This is a genomic window from Telluria sp. AZSoR62, from assembly GCF_058111565.1.
This window is the reverse complement of sequence record NZ_JBYTST010000001.1, coordinates 341711-361883: the sequence shown is the minus strand read 5'-3', so window position 1 is coordinate 361883 and position 20173 is coordinate 341711. Positions and strand designations below refer to the sequence as shown.

The 20173-nt window shown below is 60.3% G+C and carries 17 protein-coding genes; 8 read left to right on the top strand and 9 right to left on the bottom strand.

Going from position 1 to position 20173, the window contains the following annotated elements:
• Positions 1-359 precede the first annotated feature (359 nt).
• A complete protein-coding gene (locus AC3XQU_RS01550; protein WP_489872368.1) occupies positions 360-737 on the bottom strand; it encodes a hypothetical protein in 378 nt (125 codons plus the stop codon).
• 425 nt (positions 738-1162) lie between these two features.
• Between AC3XQU_RS01550 and AC3XQU_RS01545 the strand changes: the two genes are divergently transcribed.
• On the top strand, positions 1163-1627 hold the full coding sequence (locus AC3XQU_RS01545) for a hypothetical protein (protein WP_489872367.1): 465 nt from the start codon (positions 1163-1165) through the stop codon (positions 1625-1627).
• Between the two features lie 26 nt (positions 1628-1653).
• Here the strand turns inward: AC3XQU_RS01545 and AC3XQU_RS01540 are convergent, their stop codons facing one another.
• From AC3XQU_RS01540 to AC3XQU_RS01530, 3 genes are all read right to left on the bottom strand, one after another.
• Positions 1654-2838 (bottom strand): hypothetical protein, encoded by a 1185-nt coding sequence (locus AC3XQU_RS01540; RefSeq protein ID WP_489872366.1) that lies wholly within the window; start codon positions 2836-2838, stop codon positions 1654-1656.
• A gap of 291 nt (positions 2839-3129) precedes the next feature.
• A complete protein-coding gene (locus tag AC3XQU_RS01535) occupies positions 3130-3414 on the bottom strand; it encodes a hypothetical protein (RefSeq protein ID WP_489872365.1) in 285 nt (94 codons plus the stop codon).
• Between the two features lie 383 nt (positions 3415-3797).
• On the bottom strand, positions 3798-4841 hold the full coding sequence (locus AC3XQU_RS01530; protein ID WP_489872364.1) for a site-specific integrase: 1044 nt from the start codon (positions 4839-4841) through the stop codon (positions 3798-3800).
• Between the two features lie 247 nt (positions 4842-5088).
• On the opposite strand from AC3XQU_RS01530, the gene AC3XQU_RS01525 reads away from it, so the two are divergent.
• The gene (locus tag AC3XQU_RS01525) at positions 5089-5418 is read left to right on the top strand and encodes a hypothetical protein (protein ID WP_489872363.1); all 330 of its coding nucleotides are present in this window, start codon (positions 5089-5091) and stop codon (positions 5416-5418) included.
• Here the strand turns inward: AC3XQU_RS01525 and AC3XQU_RS01520 are convergent.
• Together AC3XQU_RS01520 and AC3XQU_RS01515 are read right to left on the bottom strand one after the other, a co-directional pair.
• On the bottom strand, positions 5415-7664 hold the full coding sequence (locus tag AC3XQU_RS01520) for a DotA/TraY family protein (protein ID WP_489872362.1): 2250 nt from the start codon (positions 7662-7664) through the stop codon (positions 5415-5417). The genes AC3XQU_RS01525 and AC3XQU_RS01520 overlap by 4 nt on opposite strands.
• Before the next feature lie 567 nt (positions 7665-8231).
• Complete coding sequence (locus AC3XQU_RS01515; protein ID WP_489872361.1) at positions 8232-9212, bottom strand: hypothetical protein; 981 nt, start codon at positions 9210-9212, stop codon at positions 8232-8234.
• Positions 9213-9600: 388 nt separating this feature from the next.
• Here AC3XQU_RS01515 and AC3XQU_RS01510 point away from each other — a divergent pair, with 388 nt between their 5' ends.
• From AC3XQU_RS01510 to AC3XQU_RS01500, 3 genes are all read left to right on the top strand, one after another.
• Positions 9601-10341, top strand: coding sequence for a hypothetical protein (locus AC3XQU_RS01510; protein ID WP_489872360.1), 741 nt, complete (start codon positions 9601-9603; stop codon positions 10339-10341).
• A 264-nt stretch (positions 10342-10605) separates the two neighbouring features.
• Positions 10606-11376: a DUF4184 family protein gene (locus tag AC3XQU_RS01505; RefSeq protein WP_489872359.1), complete on the top strand. Its 771-nt coding sequence runs from the start codon at positions 10606-10608 to the stop codon at positions 11374-11376.
• 114 nt (positions 11377-11490) lie between these two features.
• A complete protein-coding gene (locus AC3XQU_RS01500) occupies positions 11491-13320 on the top strand; it encodes a tetratricopeptide repeat-containing diguanylate cyclase (RefSeq protein WP_489872358.1) in 1830 nt (609 codons plus the stop codon).
• A 95-nt stretch (positions 13321-13415) separates the two neighbouring features.
• Here the strand turns inward: AC3XQU_RS01500 and AC3XQU_RS01495 are convergent, their stop codons facing one another.
• A complete protein-coding gene (locus AC3XQU_RS01495) occupies positions 13416-13844 on the bottom strand; it encodes a DoxX family protein (protein WP_489872357.1) in 429 nt (142 codons plus the stop codon).
• Between the two features lie 135 nt (positions 13845-13979).
• A complete protein-coding gene (locus AC3XQU_RS01490) occupies positions 13980-14840 on the bottom strand; it encodes a pirin family protein (RefSeq protein WP_489872356.1) in 861 nt (286 codons plus the stop codon).
• A 122-nt stretch (positions 14841-14962) separates the two neighbouring features.
• On the opposite strand from AC3XQU_RS01490, the gene AC3XQU_RS01485 reads away from it, so the two are divergent.
• Complete coding sequence (locus AC3XQU_RS01485; RefSeq protein WP_489872355.1) at positions 14963-15880, top strand: LysR family transcriptional regulator; 918 nt, start codon at positions 14963-14965, stop codon at positions 15878-15880.
• A gap of 121 nt (positions 15881-16001) precedes the next feature.
• On the opposite strand, the gene metE is transcribed toward AC3XQU_RS01485, so the two are convergent.
• Positions 16002-18293, bottom strand: a complete 2292-nt coding sequence (gene metE, locus AC3XQU_RS01480; RefSeq protein WP_489872354.1) for a 5-methyltetrahydropteroyltriglutamate--homocysteine S-methyltransferase — start codon at positions 18291-18293, stop codon at positions 16002-16004.
• 92 nt (positions 18294-18385) lie between these two features.
• Between metE and AC3XQU_RS01475 the strand changes: the two genes are divergently transcribed.
• Together AC3XQU_RS01475 and AC3XQU_RS01470 are read left to right on the top strand one after the other, a co-directional pair.
• Positions 18386-19273 carry a LysR family transcriptional regulator gene (locus AC3XQU_RS01475; protein WP_489872353.1) on the top strand — a complete coding sequence of 296 codons (888 nt, stop codon included), beginning with the start codon at positions 18386-18388 and terminating at the stop codon, positions 19271-19273.
• 39 nt (positions 19274-19312) lie between these two features.
• Positions 19313-20134, top strand: a complete 822-nt coding sequence (locus tag AC3XQU_RS01470) for an SDR family NAD(P)-dependent oxidoreductase (RefSeq protein ID WP_489872352.1) — start codon at positions 19313-19315, stop codon at positions 20132-20134.
• The last annotated feature ends 39 nt before the right edge of the window (positions 20135-20173 follow it).

Genomic DNA, 20173 nt, shown 5'->3' with positions numbered 1-20173 from the left:
CAGGCGTCGATTTCGACGGCTAGGCCAACTATCGTAGCGCTCAAAATCTGGAAGGCGGAAACTCCAGTGACGTACCAGAATCCCCACGCAATCGCTGCCGCGACAAGCCCCGTAAGCAGCAATGCAGTCCTATCAGGTAGTTTTCTCATAGTGAATTCGCAGAGCGCTCAATTGCATGTCAACAGTAGAGATCGTGCCACTTCTACCTTCAGCAGAAACACGCACTTTCTCACTAGGCTAACAACCGCTTCTGGCCGACAGTTGCCTGTCGCCCAGTGACCGCAAACGACCCGAGAGGACTATCTGACGACTGCAACATACTGGGATTCACGATCGAGGCAGTCAGCACGAAGTCCTACCTACTTTACAGGCTCGATACGTTGCATTTGAGGTGGTTTTCCGCGGGTCCACTGTGTGAGGTCGAATCCACCCGGTGGTGGTGGTAGTTCGCCTGCACGATAGGTACCGTGTGCCAACTGCTGGCCGCGTTCGCTGACCTTAAAGCGGACCGTGCCGTCAATGGAGCGTACTGCATTGACACTGATGCGCTTGCGACCTAAATTGAGTTCGTGCGTGGCTTCTTGTTCCAGCACGGTATCAGGACCATCTGGGAATGCAATTTCTAGCAGCCTGATCGGCAGAAGTGCAGCCCCAGGTAGCATCAGGAATGGGTTGCGACCCTGCGCTTGATCTGACGGAACACCTTGGTACCAAACTCCGTCGGGCGTGACCAACATGCGTTGGGTTGTCGTCTGCTGAACTTCGACTACGGTGCGGTCATCGTCATAGAAGTGGATACGTGTTGTTTCTTTCGGCTGACGAGGTCTAGGTTACCGACGCATTTCCATTTAAGCACACGAGCTCCACAGGCACCAGGAACAAGGCCGGCGGTGGCAGGAAGTACGGTTAATAGTGCCATCGCCAGGACGGAGGGATTCACAAGTGATGTAAGTCGGTATGGCTGCATTGATTCTCTCAGTAAGCGCCTCTACGGGTGCCCAAGCTATCCAATCATTGCAGGGCATCGACGTCCGCTTCTGGCCGATAGCGGACGGCCAGCACGGCTCAGTGTGCTCGGCTGTTGCCTGAGGAGCAACTAGAGGGTTTTGTTAGGCGCTCTAAGTTGAATAACCAACTAGCGTGGGCATGGCATACTGGATATATGAGGACCTCACCCGACATCGAAACTGCTATCGCTGTTCGCTGCGCCGAGCTGGGCCTGACGCGTCAACAAGCGCAGGCGTTGGCCGATGGAGAGCTGTTTCCGATAGATCTGGTGCATGTTTTAGGCCTGAACCCCGACACACTCGAGCCGCTGGGGACCAAGCGCTGGCTGTGGATGGCAGCACAGTCGTCGAGCGTTAGCTACCGAGCAATGCTCACGCCCGATATGCTACTGGCCACGCTGATGAGTGGCGACGTGCTCGACGAGTTCCGGGCTCATGTAGCGCACTTTTTGAACGAGGTTCCAATTCAGCTAGTTGTGATGGCCATCGAGCAGGCTGCCCAGCAAAGTGGCGTGCCAATCGCGCGCATCTGGCGCAGCGTTGCTCTGCTCAACAAGGAGCAGCACGGCCGCCGCTTGGTGGCCGTTGGTGAAAGCATATGCCTTGGGCACGCTGAGTAACCGCCCACGTGCTGGGTTGCTGCGCGCTAAGGTATCCAATTCGCGCGTACTATGGGACGGTTGGCAACCGCCGTAGCAAGGCCTTTCAGGAGTTCGGGTCGATTGCGCCCCCCCCGCTGCGTACGCGTACGGTGGTGACGTAGATCGAAAAACTGCCTCATTCGCTCATTTTTCTTAAGATGACGAACTTTGCATTGCACGAGTGGAAGTACAGGTACCGTAACTAGCATGCCTAGTCCCCCGCCCACCGTCGCCAGGAGCAGCTGCAGGTTAGGCCATCGCCCAGCGCACATCGCGACGCCAAGTAGCAGTACGACGAGTGCTATCCCGGCATATAGGAAAGCCTGCAAGGGCGGCAATCGCACTGCCTGTATATCGAGCAGTGTTGCTTCGACCTCGGTGTTCAGGCACGCTGCGTCAAGGTTCAGCTTATCCATATCGGTAGCATAGGGCAGGTAGTGTAACTTCCTGCTCGAATCATCCAGATCGTCCAGTACCTGTTTGAGCTCAGCGAAGTCCTCTGGCCAGCGATGCTCCACTTCGACACCGTAGGCCTCCATGAGCTCTCGCACCAGGTGCAGCGCAACCACCCGCTCGACAAAGCGGCCGTCAAGGACGGCTAGGCAGGACCCGGCAAGCTCGAATATACGAAGTCGTTCAGGCTCTACGTACTCTTCGTCCCATACTATTGCAGGGATGTGCGTGAGCTGACGTTCTTTGAAAAGGGCTACGCGATTCTTTCCCTCGTGCGCGAGTACAATGCCAAGCGGACGGATATGCGTGTACTGCGCGCACTCTGAATCAACTCGTTCTGGGCTGGACGCCGCAAACGCGCTGAAGGCCTTCGCGATGACCTTGTCTTGTTCACTGTGATTCAAGTGCTTAGGTGACCAACGCCAGCTGTCACCGACAACCGTCGGCGTCGGTACAAGCGCCAAGTAACGAGGAGTGAAGCTCTCAGTTGATCGCTTCGATCTGGCATACCAGTAGAACGGGATAACCTGCGCAGCGAAACTATGAGGGTCTATGCTCCTGTAACTCCGGCATTCGGAGAAGATCTGACCGACGATTGCGCTGCCGGCCGCGGAGCGGCCGAGCACGTCCATCTCGTCCTTGATGGACACCAGGCCAACGGCTGCGCGCGCGACAGCAGGTGAGCAAGAGATTTCCAATTCCGGGGCTGTTTCGACGATGTCGGTATCGCTGTTCATTGAGTATCTATTTATCAGGGCAAGGGCGATCTGCTGCTTGTTAGCGAAGCCGCCAGTTTGTCGATCGGCCTTGACTACCGCATCGAACGCGAGGGGCAATGCGCTGGCGGCGTCGGCCGGCCACTTAAGGGTGCTAAGAGCTTAGGCATTTGGTGGTCGGTAATGCGGTCGTAAGCGGCGCAAGTAGGTTAGCATCGCATACAGCGGCTCGCGGCCGGGACCGTCGCGTTTTGCACCGATGCGCAAGGGGGCCAAGACTGAAGAGCCAATTGGACGCTCAATGGCTCCGCGTTAAGTAGCTGAAGCTGACAACATGTTCTCAACAAAGAGTCCAAACGCTTTCTCACACGTCGAGCCTGCCGCCACAACATGCGTTCGCTGAGCGGCAATTACCTCGTCAACTGGACCCGCGTCACGGCAAGCTGCCACCACCGCATTGACTGCTGCTTTGAGCGCACAGAACACTGGCGAAAACGCGCGAGGTTGAAATTCGAGATCAGCATCGATTTCGCCAATGATGTCCTCGATAATTTCATTGGAGACTACTTCGCAGGACGATACACTATGCACAGCCATGAACTTCCTCCATATCAGGTTGTTTTTTGGTTAGGCGGATTCAAACGGCTGCAACCGGTTGAATCCGCTGCTCAGAACACGCGAAGACCTTTAGGTAAGTCACAGGAAAATCGTCCTCCAAATAGCGATCTGGTTTTCCCTGGTTCATCACCATCGCGGCATCAGCCACATATGCGTGCTCGGTGTTCACAATAAACTAGCCCTTCCCCGTTTACAAGTAGTTTGGGTCACGTTGACGCGACTTTTTGCCCGCAAAGTCAATGTGACCCAGTTTGGCTGGGTCACATTGACTCAAGTGACTGAGGTACGTCGACGCTACGCATTTCTTGCGTCAATGTGACCCTATTTAAGAAATCGATCTGCGTCAGTGTGACCCTCTATCTTCAGGGGCGTCGCGAAGCTTGCAATCCAGGGTGCGCCGTCTTGGTCTGTCGCACAGGAGCTGCAGCCCGAACGCTTGTTGGAGTCAGCATCCCGCTACCGCGAGATTTCGATATCTGAGCTTGGCCGTACAAGCTTTGTGTGCGCGTTACCGAGTGACCGAGTGCCATCGCCAGCTGCTCCATTGACAATGGTGCGGCTTTTCCGTCAGATGCGAACATATGCCGCAGGCAGTAGCCTGTGACTTCTGACTTCATGCGAGGCCAGAGCATTCGTCCCACTCTGCGAAGGGCGGCTGTATAAGCATCCTTGCTTGCTACAGACACAAGGATCTCGTTGTTCTTATTTCTCGTAAGCTCCTCGATCGCCGCTGCGATCAAAGGATGGGCATCGGTAATCGAGTATTCGATCTCGCGCCATGCCTGGCCTTGAACTCTACCTTCAATCACCTTCGCTCCGGTTATGTTTAAGGTAAGTCTTCCGTTAGCTACGGCCATCTTGACTCCATACTCAAGCTCCTGAGGGCGACAACCCGAGAGCGCGGCCACAAGAACCGCGAGTCGATACTTTGAGTTTGACAGGGAGCCATACATCTTTTGCCGAAAGTCATCCGGGAGCTTGTGCAGCATCTGCCTTTTGCTCCGCTTTCTCGAAGGGGACGTGACGGGGCATGTATCGCCATGTCGTTCCAGCGTGGCATGTAATTCCATCATGAACTCGATTTTCTTGATGCTCAACACCCATGCATCTGTATCGCCGGCCGCCTGCTGCCGATCTTGCTCTTTGAGGATGTGAACTAGTCCTTCCTGGATGACATGACGAACTGCCGCGCGCCGCTTATAGTATGTTCGCTTGCTGGAGGTGGAGCGCATGGCTTCGAACATTCCTTCCGGAGTCTTGGAATCGCATTTCTGCACCAGGCGCTTGAACTCTTGCGCGTATTGAGCCTTCGACGCCGAAGAAGCTGTACTTGGTTTCAGGGTCTTATTTAGGGCGCGCGCATTCCTGATGGTGTCGTAAGCTTTTTGTCTGTCAGACTGGATCATCGATGTGCTCATAGAGGGCTAGAATGTGTTCAGATGCCCGTCGATCACTACGTGATCCCATCGCCGGGCACATTATCTGAGCGTGCTGTAGCACCCTCAGATAATGTCTTGACTCGAGCACGTAGGTCACATTGACTTCGAACGCAGAATGGGGAATTGGGTCACATTGACGCAACTGGAAATTGCTGTGTTGTCCCCGTTTACTGAGTATGGTAGTGTCAGGTGAAGTGTTGAACTTGGAGGGCTTATGGGAAGCGATTTTTCTGCAGGGTTGGGAGCTGGTTTTGCAAGGGCACGCGCTGTTCGGTCGGATGCTGACCAAGCTGTTAGTGAATGGAAGGCGTTTGCGACTAATCTGCAGTCCAAGCTTCTCACTGAAACGGTCGAAAGAGGCGTGGCCGCCGAATATGTGCGCGAGCTGCGAGCCGCGCTGAAAGCGGTCGACCCGAACCATCGCTTGTTGAAAGCGAACGAGGCCTCCAAGCTGCTTGATCAAGCTCGAACCCGAAAATATGCGGAACAGGGATATCAACTGGATTTTTCCTCTGGTCGTTACTTGAAATTGGGGCGACGCTAGTCGCCCAGCAGTTCCTTATTGCTCGGCGACGGCCCAGCACTTGAAGGGCTAGTTGATGTAACCGCCGGCGTGTCAGCCTTGCCCTTGCCTCCCAGTCCGCCCCCAGCTCCATGCCTGATTTCGCGCACTCCGCCCACCAGCACGTCATGCCCTTGATCACCTTTGCTTTCGGCGTCACCTAGTCCTGCAGCGTGAGAGCCGAGCCAGCGCAGAATGTTGTCTGGGATCCAGTGAATCAGCGAGAAGACGATGTGCACCACGGAGGTCATCAGGATCACGTAGATGGCCACGAACGCGACAAACGACACGATGCCGGTCAGCGAATCTGCTTGGATGCCCGAGACCACGGTCATGAACATGACATTGACGATGCCGGTGATCGGCTGCGTTAGCAACATTGCGCCGATCAGACCGAACAGCATCAGTGCTGGACGCATGACCAGCGAGAGAATCATCATGTAGCCCTGGCCGGCCTTGCCGACCGCGTCGTCGCCGTCCGGATGCACGTGGGCGATACCAAACAGTGGGCCTGCGATGACGGCCTCGAACACCAGGACGAACCAGTTCACCACGGACGTGGTCCACGTGATCGAGGGGATCATTGGCACATACGCCGACAGCGTGACGCCGAATGCCAATAGGAGCATTAGCAGCGTCGTTACGAAGCCGGAGAGAAATCCGAAGACAGCTCCAACGTCGAAACCTAAACCCACGGTGCCTTTAGCGATCAGTGAATTTGCAGCACCGGTCGCGCTCGATAGCGTACCCAGCATTGCCTCGCCGGTGCCTACAATGATGTCACCGAAAGACTTCATCTGGCTCATGTGGTTCAGGTTCGAGCCCGCGATTTCCTGGGTCATCTGATTGATCGCGCCCATGAACGGGGCCGAGATCAGTTTTCTGACGTACTCCCATGCACCTTCGCCTTCCCGCGGTGCACGCACATTGGTTTCGGCGTAGTAGACATTGCGCACGCCATCGGCGCGATGCTTCGTGTACTCGTCGGCCGCGGCGATCGCGTCCTGGTACGTAATGAGCGCTTCCTTGGTCTCCTTGTCGGCGATGTCGATCGGCTCGGATGTCGGTAGTGAGTTGAGTGTGGACTGCATCACGTCGTTCATCTTCACGATGTGGTTGTACCAGGTTCCGGCGAAGATCCAGCCGCTGTCCCGGGCACCTTTCATGAAGTCGCTACGCGCTCGGTCGTTCGTGCTCTGGACCGCGGCCTTCGCGGCCATACGGAGGGCATTCTCGTAGTCGTTCGCTGCAGCGTCGAGCGCGCCCGGGGCCGGCTTTTGCCCCGCGACGATCTGGGCCGCGACCGGCCGCAAGGCAACGACCATCTTTTGTACTGCCTGGGTGTGCGCTGCCAGGATGGGAGCCTTGATCACTTTGGTGTTGCTGTTACCTTCCGACGCCTCCCAGGATTGTTTCCAGGAGATGCCGCCGCATACGTCCGGGTTCATGTATGTGTTGTCGTTGGCGCGCCATTTGTAATCGACTACGCTGTACTTGGCGTTCGAGATATTTTTGATGGTCGTGTACGCGCCCACGGGAGCCACGGCATCGAAGACGTCATAATTTAGCAGCTCGCCGGTGTTGTTGATGGACTGTGGCACGGCCACCGCGGCGATGCGCGTGCTGCGATTCGACTCCTCGAATTGCTTGTTCATCGCCGCGGCACATACTTGGAACTTCAGGATATTCGCCGCCAAGGGCCTGGAGTCCGGGATCATCGGCCGGCTGATCATGTTGTCGTGATTCATCTGGTCAATCGCAGCCTTCCAGATCGCGTCACCGATGCCTACACCTTGCAATGCCAGCCATAGGATAAAGATCTGGATCAGGGAATAGCCGGACCCGAGCGGCAACAGTACGGCAGTGCCTCCGACCGTTCGCAGCGGTACCCAGATTGATGACATCTTCCGGCCCAGGACCTCGCCGTCATGGGCTGAATCGATGGTCCCCTTGATCGTCGTGTAGCCCACGAAGATCATCCCGAGGAACAGGATTGAGCTGTTGAAGATCTTCATCATCGCGCCAAGCACGTCGCTTGGCCGCCCGCCCTCGACGTTCGAGCCGCTGTGTATGAAGCCGATGATGCTCCCGAAGACCTCGCGCAGATACTCCACGGACAGGTCGCTGGCCGGCGGCGTGAACTGGTCCAGGGTGCCCGAGGCGGTCGGTCCCGCCCAGGCGGCTCCAGCTAGGGCCGCGAGGCCAAGGATCGCGAGGAGTTTCTTCATGAAGTAGCCCTTGGGCGGCACGACCGTTTGGATTCTGGAACAGGCGTTAGCCATATGATCCAGGCGTCAGCGGTAAAAAGAACGGGATAAGGCCAAACTAGCAGCAACCAATAGTGGTTGAACGAGTTCAGATAATTCAGACTGCTAATCGCAGATCCTGCGAACGCCAGAGGAAAGAGCCAAAAGCCTGACAGCCCAATGAAGGGGCGATGGAGCCCTAGCGGTAACGCCAGATTGGAGAGAAGCAACAGGTACGCACCGATGCGGTGAGTAATCCGCTCGAACAATGACGAGTACCAAAGGCGTTGAATTGGATAGATCATTTGCCAGCCTCGGCTGCAGCTTGAAGCTCTAGCATGCGCTTTTTATGGCATTCCAACTGCGCCTCCATTTCCTTCAGCGCCCGAGCCGCGCAGCCTTGATCCGCGCACGTTGGAGCTGAGGCATTTGATCGGTTAGGACACGAGGTTGTTGTCGTGTTCATCGGTAAATTGTCGCAGTGGGCCGCTGTCGATGACAACACCAATGCTACAAAGATCGAAAGGTGAAGAGATATGGGGAATTTCATTACGCGGCGGTTGTTTCTGGGGGCAGGGTAGGTGCAGTCCGGAGAAAATCGGTGAATGCTGCCTGAACGACTGGACTCTTCAGGCCCTGTTTCTTCATCAACGAAAACACCATCGGATTGACGCTAGCGATATGATTTTGAAAGCCTTGGAGCCTCAGCGCTTGGTCGGTAGGAGCAAGTGAGTTGAACGCAGCGTTGATGCGCTCGTGTTCTTGGGCTTGTACCGAGCGGTCTTCCTCAGCTTGACGGTTCTGGCGCTGCCGTGCCACGTCTTGTTCATGGATCCTTGCCTGCTCAGTGCGCCATGCGGTCAATGTCAGAAGATCCTCGGCACTGGGGCCGGTTTGTTGGATACGCGTTTTGATAGCTGAGCGATACCCGGCCTCATTGTGAATTCCTCCAATCTTCGAGGCGGCCCAAATAGCAGCGTCTACCAGGGCTTCCAGATCAGCATGGATTCCACCACCACCGATGGAAGGGCCTCCAATATTGGTAGTGGTAGAGATAAGGTTACTGGTATGGTTAGCAAGGGATCCTTGAGAGCTGCTCGGAAGGGTATTCGATGGGGCATCGATGGGGCTTCCGCTAAGCTGCAAAACCCTGTCCACGTCGCAGTAGGAAAGCCATACGTGGACGGCCTCGCGCCATCGTTCTGGAACTTGATTAAGCTCCGCGCGCGCCTTGGGGCCGACCTTTCCCTTGAAAGCTCCGCTTAGTGAATTGTGATCCCACCAATTTTTTACCCATACCCACCCCGTTACCTGGTCAATAGCAAGGCCGCCTTTAGCCTCTAGGTCGGATGCTGCGCTCAGCATTTGTGTCTCGGTCCAACCGATTCCAGCTCCCAACGAGCGCCATTGAACTTGGTAGACGCCGATGATGTTGCTGTAGCTGTTGGTCAGAAATAGTACATTCGTGAATAGGTTCTCAGTGGTGTAATGAGAATGCTTCGGATCGGTCCAGAAGCGATCCGAGATCATGCGTTGACGCCCCACGTTTATTCACCTTTCCCAGACGTTGGCAGGCGGGGACGCCCTTGGCGAACTTCGCCGTCTGACGAGGGCGGTTGGGGAATGAGCGAATGGTCCGTAGTACGAGTGGCAGCAGCAGCGTCGAGCCAAGCGCGAATGTCGCGCACGTACCAACACGCGCGACGCTTCTGCGGGAACGCAGTAGCCGGCAGTTCGCCGCGATAAGCCATCTGGCTAAGCGCGCCAGGCGTAGTCGCAAGGAGTTCAGCTACTTCGGTCCGGGTGACGATGGCTTGATCGGCCATACGTGCAAAAGTCACTCTGAAGTCGCGAGAAGATGTTTTGATCATTTGGTGTTACCTCTGTTCTCTGTTGAGTTGGCGGTGAGAAATACGATATGATCGAAGCGATATCTGGACTAGGGCCAGTTTTTGAATGGGGAGAGTTTGTGGCAAACGTTGGTCCGAACAGTCGACGTTCACTTACAGGAGCACTTAAGCGTTTCGCATCGATGCTGATCGAAGAGGCAAGAGACGTCGGCGGATTCACTTTTGCCGAGTTGGACGCAATGCTAGATCTTGCTGAGGGAACAACCTCACGTTATTCGCAGCGTAAGCGAGCGCCTAACGCTGAGGACATTCAAGATCTTGAAAACAAGGTCGCAAGGCTGCTCAAACGCCCAGCGCAGGTGGTTGTCATTGAAGACAATGACATGGCAGTCGACCCATATGCAGAGCTGGTCGTTGGAGAACCCGATAAGAGCTTGAACTTACGAGCAATGTCGGCGGAGTATTTGCAGTTGGGCTACGAGGGCGACTGGCCAACGTATCGACGCTTGAAGTACACGCCGCCTCGAGGTGGTCTAAGGCTGCTTCATCTGTATGCTTGGCAATGGGGCATACTGTGGGATCGAGGCGTTTTACCGAGCCAGTGGAGCCGGAAGGCGCTTGAAATTCCGGGTGATGCACCGGTGGAATCGTTTCTTCCAGCTATGGTTGAGGCGGCAAAACTTGAACGTGCAGCTGCGTGGCAAGCTCAGGCTGCTCTCTACAGCGCTAAAGGCAGTGGGACGCCGATCGAACTGCCGGAATTCTGCCGGAAAGACCCGGTAAATCTGGGTGATGCTGAGTATCCTTGAGTCGAGAAATTCCTTGTAAAATCAAGTGATTAGCAGTAATCTTCCTCTTGCTTGATTCGACTCATAATCCGTTGGTGCCCGGTTCGACTCCGGGGAGGCCTACCAATACAATCAATCACTCGCAGCTTATTCGCGCACAGTTTAAGTTCCGCAAAACGGTGCAAGCTGCGCGCATTTCCGCTTAAAACGTCATCCGGTCAAGCGTGCAGTCTTTGATTGCCGTATCACAGGTGCTACGATCGCTTTTTCCATAGCACCTTGCCGATGCCCTTCACATTTGCCCACCCCGCAGCAGCCGTCCCGCTAACCAGGGTTCTGGGCCATTATGGTTCGCTGGCGGCACTCGTCATCGGCAGTATGGTGCCCGACCTGCCGTTCTTCCTGGGCGTCCTGATTCCCCGCACGCAAACGCACAGCCTCCCGGGACTGATCATGTGGGCGCTGCCGGCAGGACTCGTTTTATACGCGCTTTTCCATTTCCTCCTGAAAGACGCGCTCATTGCGCTTGCGCCCAGTGCGGTCCGGGGGCGCCTGGCAGTGCATCCCCAAACGACCCAGCCCAGCCTGTCGGCAATCATCCTGTCCCTGCTCGCAGGCGCCGCAACCCACATCGTCTGGGACAGTTTCACCCATCCGGAAACGATCGTCGTGCGCAATCTGCCTTTTCTGCAGACAAGCTGGGGCAGGATAGGCGGGTATGAACTCTATGTGTACAAGTTCCTGCAGCATCTCAGCAGTCTTGCAGGCCTGTCGCTGTTGGCGTTGTGGTGCTGGCGCTGGTTCAGCCGGGCTGCCTCATGCGCACCGGCACCGGGTTCGATCTCATCCAGCGCGCGCAAGGGCATCTGCGCCGTTCTGTTGATTGCTCCGTTGGTCGCGGGTGGCTCGGCCGCGTATCTTTCTGAAAAGCCGGCCGCACGCGTGCCCGATTTCGTCTTCACCGCCTTGCCTACATTTTTCTGGATGCTGACGGTGTTCGCGCTGGGTTGGTGGATGGCGAAGCGAAGGCTGTCATCCAATCCAACCCAGAATTAAATGTACCGCCTCGACACTTTACCGGCCGTCGCTCCAACGAGACCCGAAGGTAGTTGATGAATCTTGCCTGTAGCTCATGTATATTGCATGACGTTACCATCCACGGTGGATTTCATGTCACTGCTCCGAACCGCGCTGGCTGCCGCCTGTCTGTCCGCCACCTTCCACGCCCAGGCCCAGGTGGCGTCCCAGATCGAGGACATCGAGCGCATCGCGGGCAGTGACCCGGCAAAGGCGTTGTCGATGCTCGATACCCTTGGAGCCAATATTGCGCAGGCCAGCCTGTCCGACCGGCAGGCAGTGCGCGTCGCCACTTGCTGGATCCTGAGCTATACGGCCCCAGCCAGGGCGGTGGAACTGGTGCGTGCAGCCGGCGCGGAGGCCGACGCCATGCTGCGCGTATGCCGCGGCTATGCCTTCGAGCAGCTCAAGCAGCCTGAAGAAGCGCTAGCGGAGTACGAGACCGGTGTCGCGGAAGGACGCCGCCTGGGCAACGACAAGGTGCTGGCCCGGGCGCTGGCGCTGCGCGGCGAACAGCGCTACGCGAGGGGGCTGTACGCGGATGCGATCGTCGACCTGAAGACCAGTTACGAGCTGGCTTCGCGGCTCGGCAATAAAGAAGCGCAAAGCTATGCCCTGAACTCGCTGGCCAACCTGTACGCCGATCGCAACGTGCGCGACTTCGATGCGGCCCTGGAGTGCTACAAGATCCTGCTCGAAAGGCATGAACGCAGCGGCAAGCAGCAGAATATCGCGACCGCGCACTTCAACATCGCCAGTACCTACGAGAGCAAGGGCGAGCTCACGGCGGCGCAGGAGCATTTCAGGAAGGCCTTGAAGATCGATACCGAGCGCGGTATCGCCGTGGACATCGCAACCGACCAGCGCGCCTATGCGGTCGTCTTGTCGAAACTCGGCCGGCATACGGCGGCACTGGGCCTGCTCGACCAAGCCTCGAAACTGGGTGCGGACGATGCCACCCTGGCAGCCAGTATTCGCCTGTCGCGGGGAGCAGCCTGGAGACGGGCGGGCGGATATGCCCGTGCCATGAGCGACCTGGAGGCCGCAAGGCGTTTTTTCGAAGCTCCCCGTAATGAACGCTTCCTGCAGAAAGTGTTTGAAGAGCTCAGTTTGACGCGTGCAGGCATGGGCGACTGGAAAGGCGCGCACGAAGCCCAGGCCCTGGCCATCGCGGCCCAGGCGGCAATCCAGCAACAGCTGCTCGACGAGCGCGCGACCCGCCTGCGTGTGCAATTCCAGTCCGAGCAGGTGCGCCTGCGCAACGTGGAGCTGCAATACCAGAACAGCCTGCAGCAGGCGCAGCTGGCCAACGCACGCCTGGTGCGCCGGTGGCAGCTGGCGGCATTGGGCGCATCAGGAATCCTGATCGTCCTGCTGGCAGTCTTCGGGCTGCGCCAGCGCCGGCTCGGCATGCGGATGCGCGATCTCGCACTCACCGATGAACTCACGCGCCTGCCGAACCGCCGTCACCTGATGGCGCTTGCCGATGAGGCGTTTGCGCAGGCGCGCAGCGAAGAACGGCAGCTAGCTGTCGCGGCGCTCGACATCGACTATTTCAAGCGCGTCAACGACCGTTACGGCCATGCGGTCGGCGACCTGGTATTGCAACGGGTCGCGCATGCACTGGGTGGCGCCGTGCGCGCGGGCGACGCGGTCGGCCGCACCGGCGGCGAGGAATTCATTGCCATCCTGCGCAATGCCGGCGAACTCGATGCGCTGCGCGCCGCCGAGAGGTTGCGTACGGCAGTCGCGGGCATCGACTGCACCGGCTTGCCTGCCGGGCTGGCGCCCACCATCAGCATCGGGGTGGCGCAGTACCGCGGCGCCCACGACACGCTCGACGCGCTCCTGCAGCGCACCGATGAGGCGCTGTACCGGGCCAAGGAGCATGGCCGCAACCGCGTCGAGCTGGCGGCGGCCTGACGGGCGCGGGCTTGCTGCTCTGACGCGTCGATCGATCCTGGACGTGACCAGGCCGTGCAGCCTCGCGGCATGCACGGCCTGGAGCCTGCGCTGGCTCAGGCTGCCTGGCGGATCGCCGGGCGGCTGCCACGCGCATCCAGGCTGAAGGCGCCGGCGCCGAAGGCGACTACCTGCAACAGGCCGCCCGCCATCGCGAAGTTCTTCAGCAGGTGGATCAGCTGGTTCTGGTCGCCCAGCGCATGATGGAAGGCCAGGCCGGTGACGACCGAGAATGCCGCCAGTGCCGCAGCCACCCAGCGCGTCTTGAAGCCCAGCACCAGCAGCAGGCCGCCGCCGAGTTCGACCGCGATGGCGATGCCCAGGGCCAGCGTCGCGAAGGGCAGGCCGCTCGATTCGATATAGCCGATCGTGCCGGCCGGCGCAGCGAGTTTGCCGAGTGCGCTGAAAATGAAGATGGCAGCCAGCAGGACCCGTCCGACAACGGCGAGCAGGGCGGTATTGTTGTTCATAGTCGTGGTGTTCATGGCAGTTCCTTTCGTGGGTTATTGGTGCCGTTGCTCACGGCATGGATGTATCTTAGGTTCCGTTAATCGATCTCGGAAGCCTATATAAATCTATATATTCCATCGATATACTCGATGGTTCAATCTTTGATCGGATCAAAGCTGTCCGGCCGCGCGCAGCTCGGCGCCCAGGCGGGCAATCCCGGCTTCGCCTTGTTCCAGGGCCGCTTCGCTGGTGTGCACCGAGTAGTAGCCGGTTACCAGACGATGCGGATGGGTGGGTGCGGAGCCGAGCACGAACTCGGTGTCGCCGTGCGCCACGAAGTCGAGCCGGCCTTCGCCCTTGTCGAACACGCCCAGCTCCCGCGACAGGCGCGCGCCGGCTGTTTCGAGCACGCCCTGGGCCACTGCCACCCAGCCAACGTCATGTCCAGCTGGCGGGGTATAGCTCCAGCGCTCGCCATCCTTCAGGCGCACATGCAGGTAGTTGATCGGCGCACGGGTGGGGATCTCGCTGCCGGCGCCCTCGTGGCTACCGATCACGACCCGGGCTGGCCCGGCCTGGTGGACGCGTTCGGGCGCCAGGTAGATGCTGTGCGACGGCGCGTTCTCGTCTTCCGGCGGCAGCGCCAGCCACAGCTGGAAGCCGCGTACCATTCCCTCGCCGTCCGGACCGCCGTCGTGCCAGACGCCGCCGCCGGCGCTCATGTATTCGATGCCGCCGGTTGGCAGCTTCCCTGCGTTGCCCGTGGATTCGCTGTATTGCAGTGCGCCTTCCATGACGACGGTGACGGTGGCGATGCCCGAGTGCGGGTGCATGCCCATCTTGCCGCCGCCATTCGAGCGCAGCTCGAACAGGTCGAGGAAAACGAAGGGCTTGATGAGCCGGTCGGCGTCGCCCGGGCTGATCAGGCGCGTCACGCCGCCGCGGGTCGAGCCCTTGGTGCGGTAGATGATGTGCCGCTGCCCGGATGGGTGCGAGACGGCGGCGGGACTGCGTTCGATAACGCTAGGCATGGTGTGTCCTTTCCTGGTGGCCTACAGCGGTGAATGCCGCTTGGTATGGAAGAAGCTTACGAGCCTTGAGTCGATCCGAATAGACTATATAATTCGATGAATACCATCCAAGGAATAGATATATGCTCGACGGCATGTCAATGGACCAGCTGCGTACCTTCATTGCAGCGGCGGATGAGGGCAGTTTTTCGGCGGCGGGGCGCAAGCTGCGGCGCGCGCAATCGGTGGTCAGTCATACGCTGGCCAATCTCGAATTGCAGGTGGGCTTGTCCTTGTTCGACCGCAGCAGCCGCTATCCGGTCCTGACCGATGCCGGCCAGGCCTTGCTGGAGCAGGCCAGGGTGGCGGTGGGCAGCATGGATGCTTTCAAGGCCCGCGCCCGCACCCTGGCCGAAGGCCTGGAGCCGGAGCTCGCCGTGGCCATCGACGTCATGTTCCCGATTACGCATTTGACCGCCGCGGTCCAGGCCTTCCAGAAGCAGTTCCCCACCACCCCCTTGCGGCTGTACGTGGAAGCACTCGGCGCCGTGGTCCAGCCGCTGCTGGCCGGCCAGTGCCGCATTGCCGTCATCGGCTCGCTGCCGGAGATCCCGGCGGACTGCCAGTCGGAATACCTGCTCGATGTGCCGGCGGTCAGTGTGGTCGCTCCGGGGCATCCGCTGGCCGAGCGCACGGGCATGGTCTTGCGCTCGGTGCTGGTGCAGCACGTGCAGCTGGTGCTGACCGACCGCTCGACCCTGACCGCGGGGCGCAATTTCGGGGTGGTGTCGCCCAATGTCTGGCGCCTTGCCGATCTCGGCGCCAAGCATGCCTTCCTGCGGGCGGGGCTGGGGTGGGGACACATGCCGCTGCACATGGTGCAGGCCGACCTCGATGCGGGGACCCTGGTGCACATCACGCTCGAAACCAGTCCGACGGCCGGAGCGGGCTTCGCCATGCATGCGGTGCACCGCAAGGAGCATCCACCCGGTCCGGCCGGCCGCTGGTTCGTGCAGCAGCTGCGCCGGTCTCAGGAAGACGTGCCGGGCAGAAGCGTGTAAGGGCTGTCGCGGAACAGCTTGAGCATCCAGTCGACGAACACCTGCACGCGCGCACTGGGGCGTAGGTGTAGCGAGGAGGCCGGGGTCAGAGGCCGGGGTCACAGAGGCCTGACCTCGATTATCAGGCCGCCTGGCGCAGCTCCTTCGCCGCCGCCACCATATTCTTCAAGGCCGGCAGCACTTCCTCCCACTGCCGCGTCTTCAACCCGCAATCCGGGTTGATCCATAGGCGCTGCGCGGGAATGCGCTGCGCCGCCTTCTGCATCAGCTGCACGATATGCTCCTGGCTCGGAATGTTCGGCGAATGGATGTCATACACCCCCGGCCCGATCTCGTTCGGATAATTGAAATCGTCGAATGCATCGAGCAGCTCCATGTCCGAGCGCGAAGTCTCGATGGTGATCACGTCCGCATCCATGCCGGCAATCGCCGCGATGATGTCGTTGAATTCGGAATAGCACATGTGGGTGTGGATCTGCGTCCCGTCCTGCACCCCGTTGGCTGCGATGCGGAAAGCCTCTACCGCCCAGTCGAGATAGCCCTTCCATTGCGACCTGCGTAGCGGCAGGCCTTCGCGCAATGCCGCTTCGTCGATCTGGATGACGCGCACGCCGGCCTGCTCGAGATCGAGCACCTCGGCGCGGATCGCCAGCGCCAGCTGCCTGCAGGTCACGGCGCGCGGCTGGTCGTCGCGCACGAAGGACCAGTTCAGGATGGTCACGGGGCCGGTCAGCATGCCCTTCATCGGCTTCGCCGTCAGCGACTGAGCATACGTGGTCCACTCCACTGTCATCGCCCGCGGGCGGCGGATGTCGCCGAACAGGATGGGGGGCTTGACGCAGCGCGAGCCATACGACTGCACCCAGCCGAACTGGCTGAAGGCATAGCCCTCCAACTGTTCGCCGAAATATTCGACCATGTCGTTGCGCTCGGCTTCGCCGTGTACCAGCACGTCCAGGCCCAGTGCTTCCTGCTCGCGCACGCTGCGCACGATCTCGCCTCGCATCGCGTGCTGGTAGTCGTCGGGGCTCAGCGTGCCGGCCTTGAAGGCGCTGCGCGCCTGGCGGATCTGCGCGGTCTGCGGGAAGGAACCGATGGTGGTGGTGGGATAGGCGGGAAGCTGGAGCAGGACTGCCTGTTTGGGGGCGCGCTGCGCATACCCGCTCCTGCGCTCGCCCAAGCGCGCGTCGATCGCCGCGACGGCCTGCTGCGTGGCGGGATTGGTCACGCGGGTGGAGCTGCGGCGCGATGCCAGCGCCGCCGCGTTCGACGCCAGGGCTTCCCGCACGGATGCGCGTCCGCCGCGCAAGGCTTGCGCCAGCACCTGCAGTTCATCCAGCTTCTGCACCGCGAAGGCGAGCCACGACTTGATCTCGGGGTCGAGCTGCCCTTCGCTGTTCAGGTCCACCGGCACATGCAGCAGCGAGCACGAAGGCGCCAGCCACAGCTTGTCGCCGCGGCGCGCGGCGATGGGTTCGAGCCAGTCCAGCACCGCCGCCAGGTCGGTTTTCCAGATGTTGCGGCCGTCAATCACGCCCAGCGACAGCACTTTATGATCAGGGAACAGGTTCAGCAAGGAGAGCACGTCTTCCTGGCCGCCGACGGCGTCCACGTGCAAGCCCGCAACCGGCAGATTGGCGGCCAGGTAGCGGTTTTCCTGCAACTGCCCGAAATAGGTGGCCACCAGCAGCTTGACGCGCGCCGCTTTCAGGCCGTGGTAGGCCAGGTTGAAGGCGTGCTGCCATGCCTGGTCCAGTTCCGTCACCAGGATCGGTTCGTCGACCTGCACCCATTCCACGCCTTGCTCGGCCAGCGTTTCCAGCAGCTGGGCGTACACGTCGAGCAGCGCGGGCAGCAGGGCCAGTTTGTCGGAACCGTCTTTTGCTTTGCCCAGCGCCAGGTAGGTCACCGGGCCGATGATCACCGGCTTGGGCCTCACGCCCTGCTTGCGCGCTTCGGCCAGCTGCTCGAGCAGGCGCGAAGGGTCGAGCCGAAAGGTAGTCGCGGCAGTCAGTTCCGGCACGATGTAGTGGTAGTTGGTGTCGAACCACTTGGTCATCTCGCCGGCTGCGACGCCGCCGCAGCAGCCCTGGTGGCGTTCCGCCGCTTCGGTCGAACGGCCGCGCGCGACCCGGAAATAATTGTCGATCGGGTCGCCATGAAAGCCGTGCACGCGCTGCGGCAGGTTGCCCAGGGTGCAGCTCATGTCGAGCACCTGGTCGTAGAACGAGAAGTCGCCCACCGGCACCAGGTCGAGCCCCTGCTGCCGGCCCCAGTGCTGCCCGCGCAAGCGCGCGCCGACGGCATGGAGGGCATCGCGCGACGACTCGCCTTTCCAGTAAGATTCGAGGGCGAATTTCAGCTGGCGCCGGGCGCCAATGCGCGGAAAGCCGAGGTTGTGGATGGTCGTCATGCGTGTTCCTTTACGTTATCAATTCAGCCATGCTAGGACGCTTGATTGATGAAGTAAAATGGTCATTTCTCACAGATCCATCGATTTTATTCATGTTAGAGCGCATCCACCTGAAGATCCTTTGCGAACTCAAGCGGACCGGCTCGGTCACGGCCGCGGCGGAGGCGCTGTGCGTGACCCAGTCGGCGCTGAGCCACAGCATGCGCAAGCTCGAGCAGCAGATCGGCACCGAGATCTGGGTGCGGGAAGGGCGGGCGCTGCGCCTGACCCAGGCCGGCGACTACCTGCTCGCCGTCGCCCAGCGCCTGCTGCCGCAACTGGTCCTGGCGGAAGAGCAGCTGCTGCAGTTCGCGCAAGGCCAGCGCGGGTCGCTACGCATCGGCATGGAATGCCATCCCTGCTACCAGTGGTTGCTGAAGGTGGTGTCGCCCTACCTGGCGCAGTGGCCGCTGGTCGACGTGGACGTGAAGCAGAAATTCCAGTTCGGCGGCATCAAGGCCCTGCTCGGCCATGAGATCGACTTGCTGGTGACGCCCGATCCGCTGCTGCTCCCGGGCCTGCGCTTCGAGCCGGTCTTCGGTTACGAGCAGGTGCTGGTCGTGCACAAGGACCATCGCTGGGCGTCGCAGGAAGAGGTGAGGCCCGAGCAGCTGGCCGAGGAAACCCTGATCACCTATCCGGTGCCGGTCGACCGGCTCGACATCTACACGATGTTCCTGGCGCCCGCGAACTGCGTGCCGGGCAGGCACAAGACCATCGAGACCACCGACATCATGCTGCAGATGGTCGCCAGCGGCCGCGGCGTGGCCGCCTTGCCCAAGTGGCTGGTGACCGACTACGCGCCGCAGCTGCAGCTGCGCACCCTGCGGCTCGGTCCCGGCGGCATCCAGAAGCACATTCATCTGGGCGCGCGCGAAGCCGACTGGAACGTCGACTTCCTGCATGCCTTCGTGGCGCTGGCGCGCGCGACCGGCCAGTAGCGGCCGCATTTTTTTACTTCACCTATCGGGAGACCGGCAATGACATTGAAACTCGACGGCAAGGTTGCCGTGATCACCGGCGCAGGCCGCGGCATCGGCCGTTCCATCGCCCTCAAGCTGGCCAGCGAAGGCGCGCGCGTCGTGGTGAACGACCTCGACGAGGCACCGGCCCAGGAAACCGTGCAGGCGATCCGCGACGCGGGCGGCGAGGCGGTGGCCTGCGCCGGCAACGTGACCGCGCCCGATTTCGCCGAGCGCTTCCTGCAAACGGCGGTCTCGCAATACCGGGGCCTGGACATCGTCGTCAACAACGCCGGCTATACCTGGGACAACGTGATCCAGAAGATGGGCGACGAGCAGTGGGCCGCGATGCTGGACGTGCACCTGACGGCGCCGTTCCGGCTGCTGCGCGCGGCCCAGCCGCTGATCCGCGCCTACAGCAGGCTTGAGGCCGACGCAGGCACACCAACAGTGCGCAAGGTGGTGAACATCTCGTCGATCGCCGGCCTGTTCGGCAATGCCGGCCAGGCCAACTACGCGGCTGCCAAGGCCGGCGTGGTCGGCATGACCCAGACGCTGGCCAAGGAATGGGGCCGGATGAACGTCACCGTGAACTGCGTCGCCTTCGGCCTGATCAAGACGCGCCTGACCGCCGACAGCGACAACGCCAGCATCGACGGGCGCGAGATCAAGCTCGGCGTGCCGCCGGACGCCTTGGCCGCGATGGAGCGCGCGATCCCGCTGGGCCGCGGCGGCACGCCCGACGAAGCGGCCGGTGCGGTCTACCTGTTCTGCATCCCGGAGTCCGATTACATCAGCGGCCAGACGCTGCTGTGCAGCGGCGGCCTCACGGGCTTCTGACGACCGGGCACGGCGAGCTGGCCGCGCGGGATGGGCGGC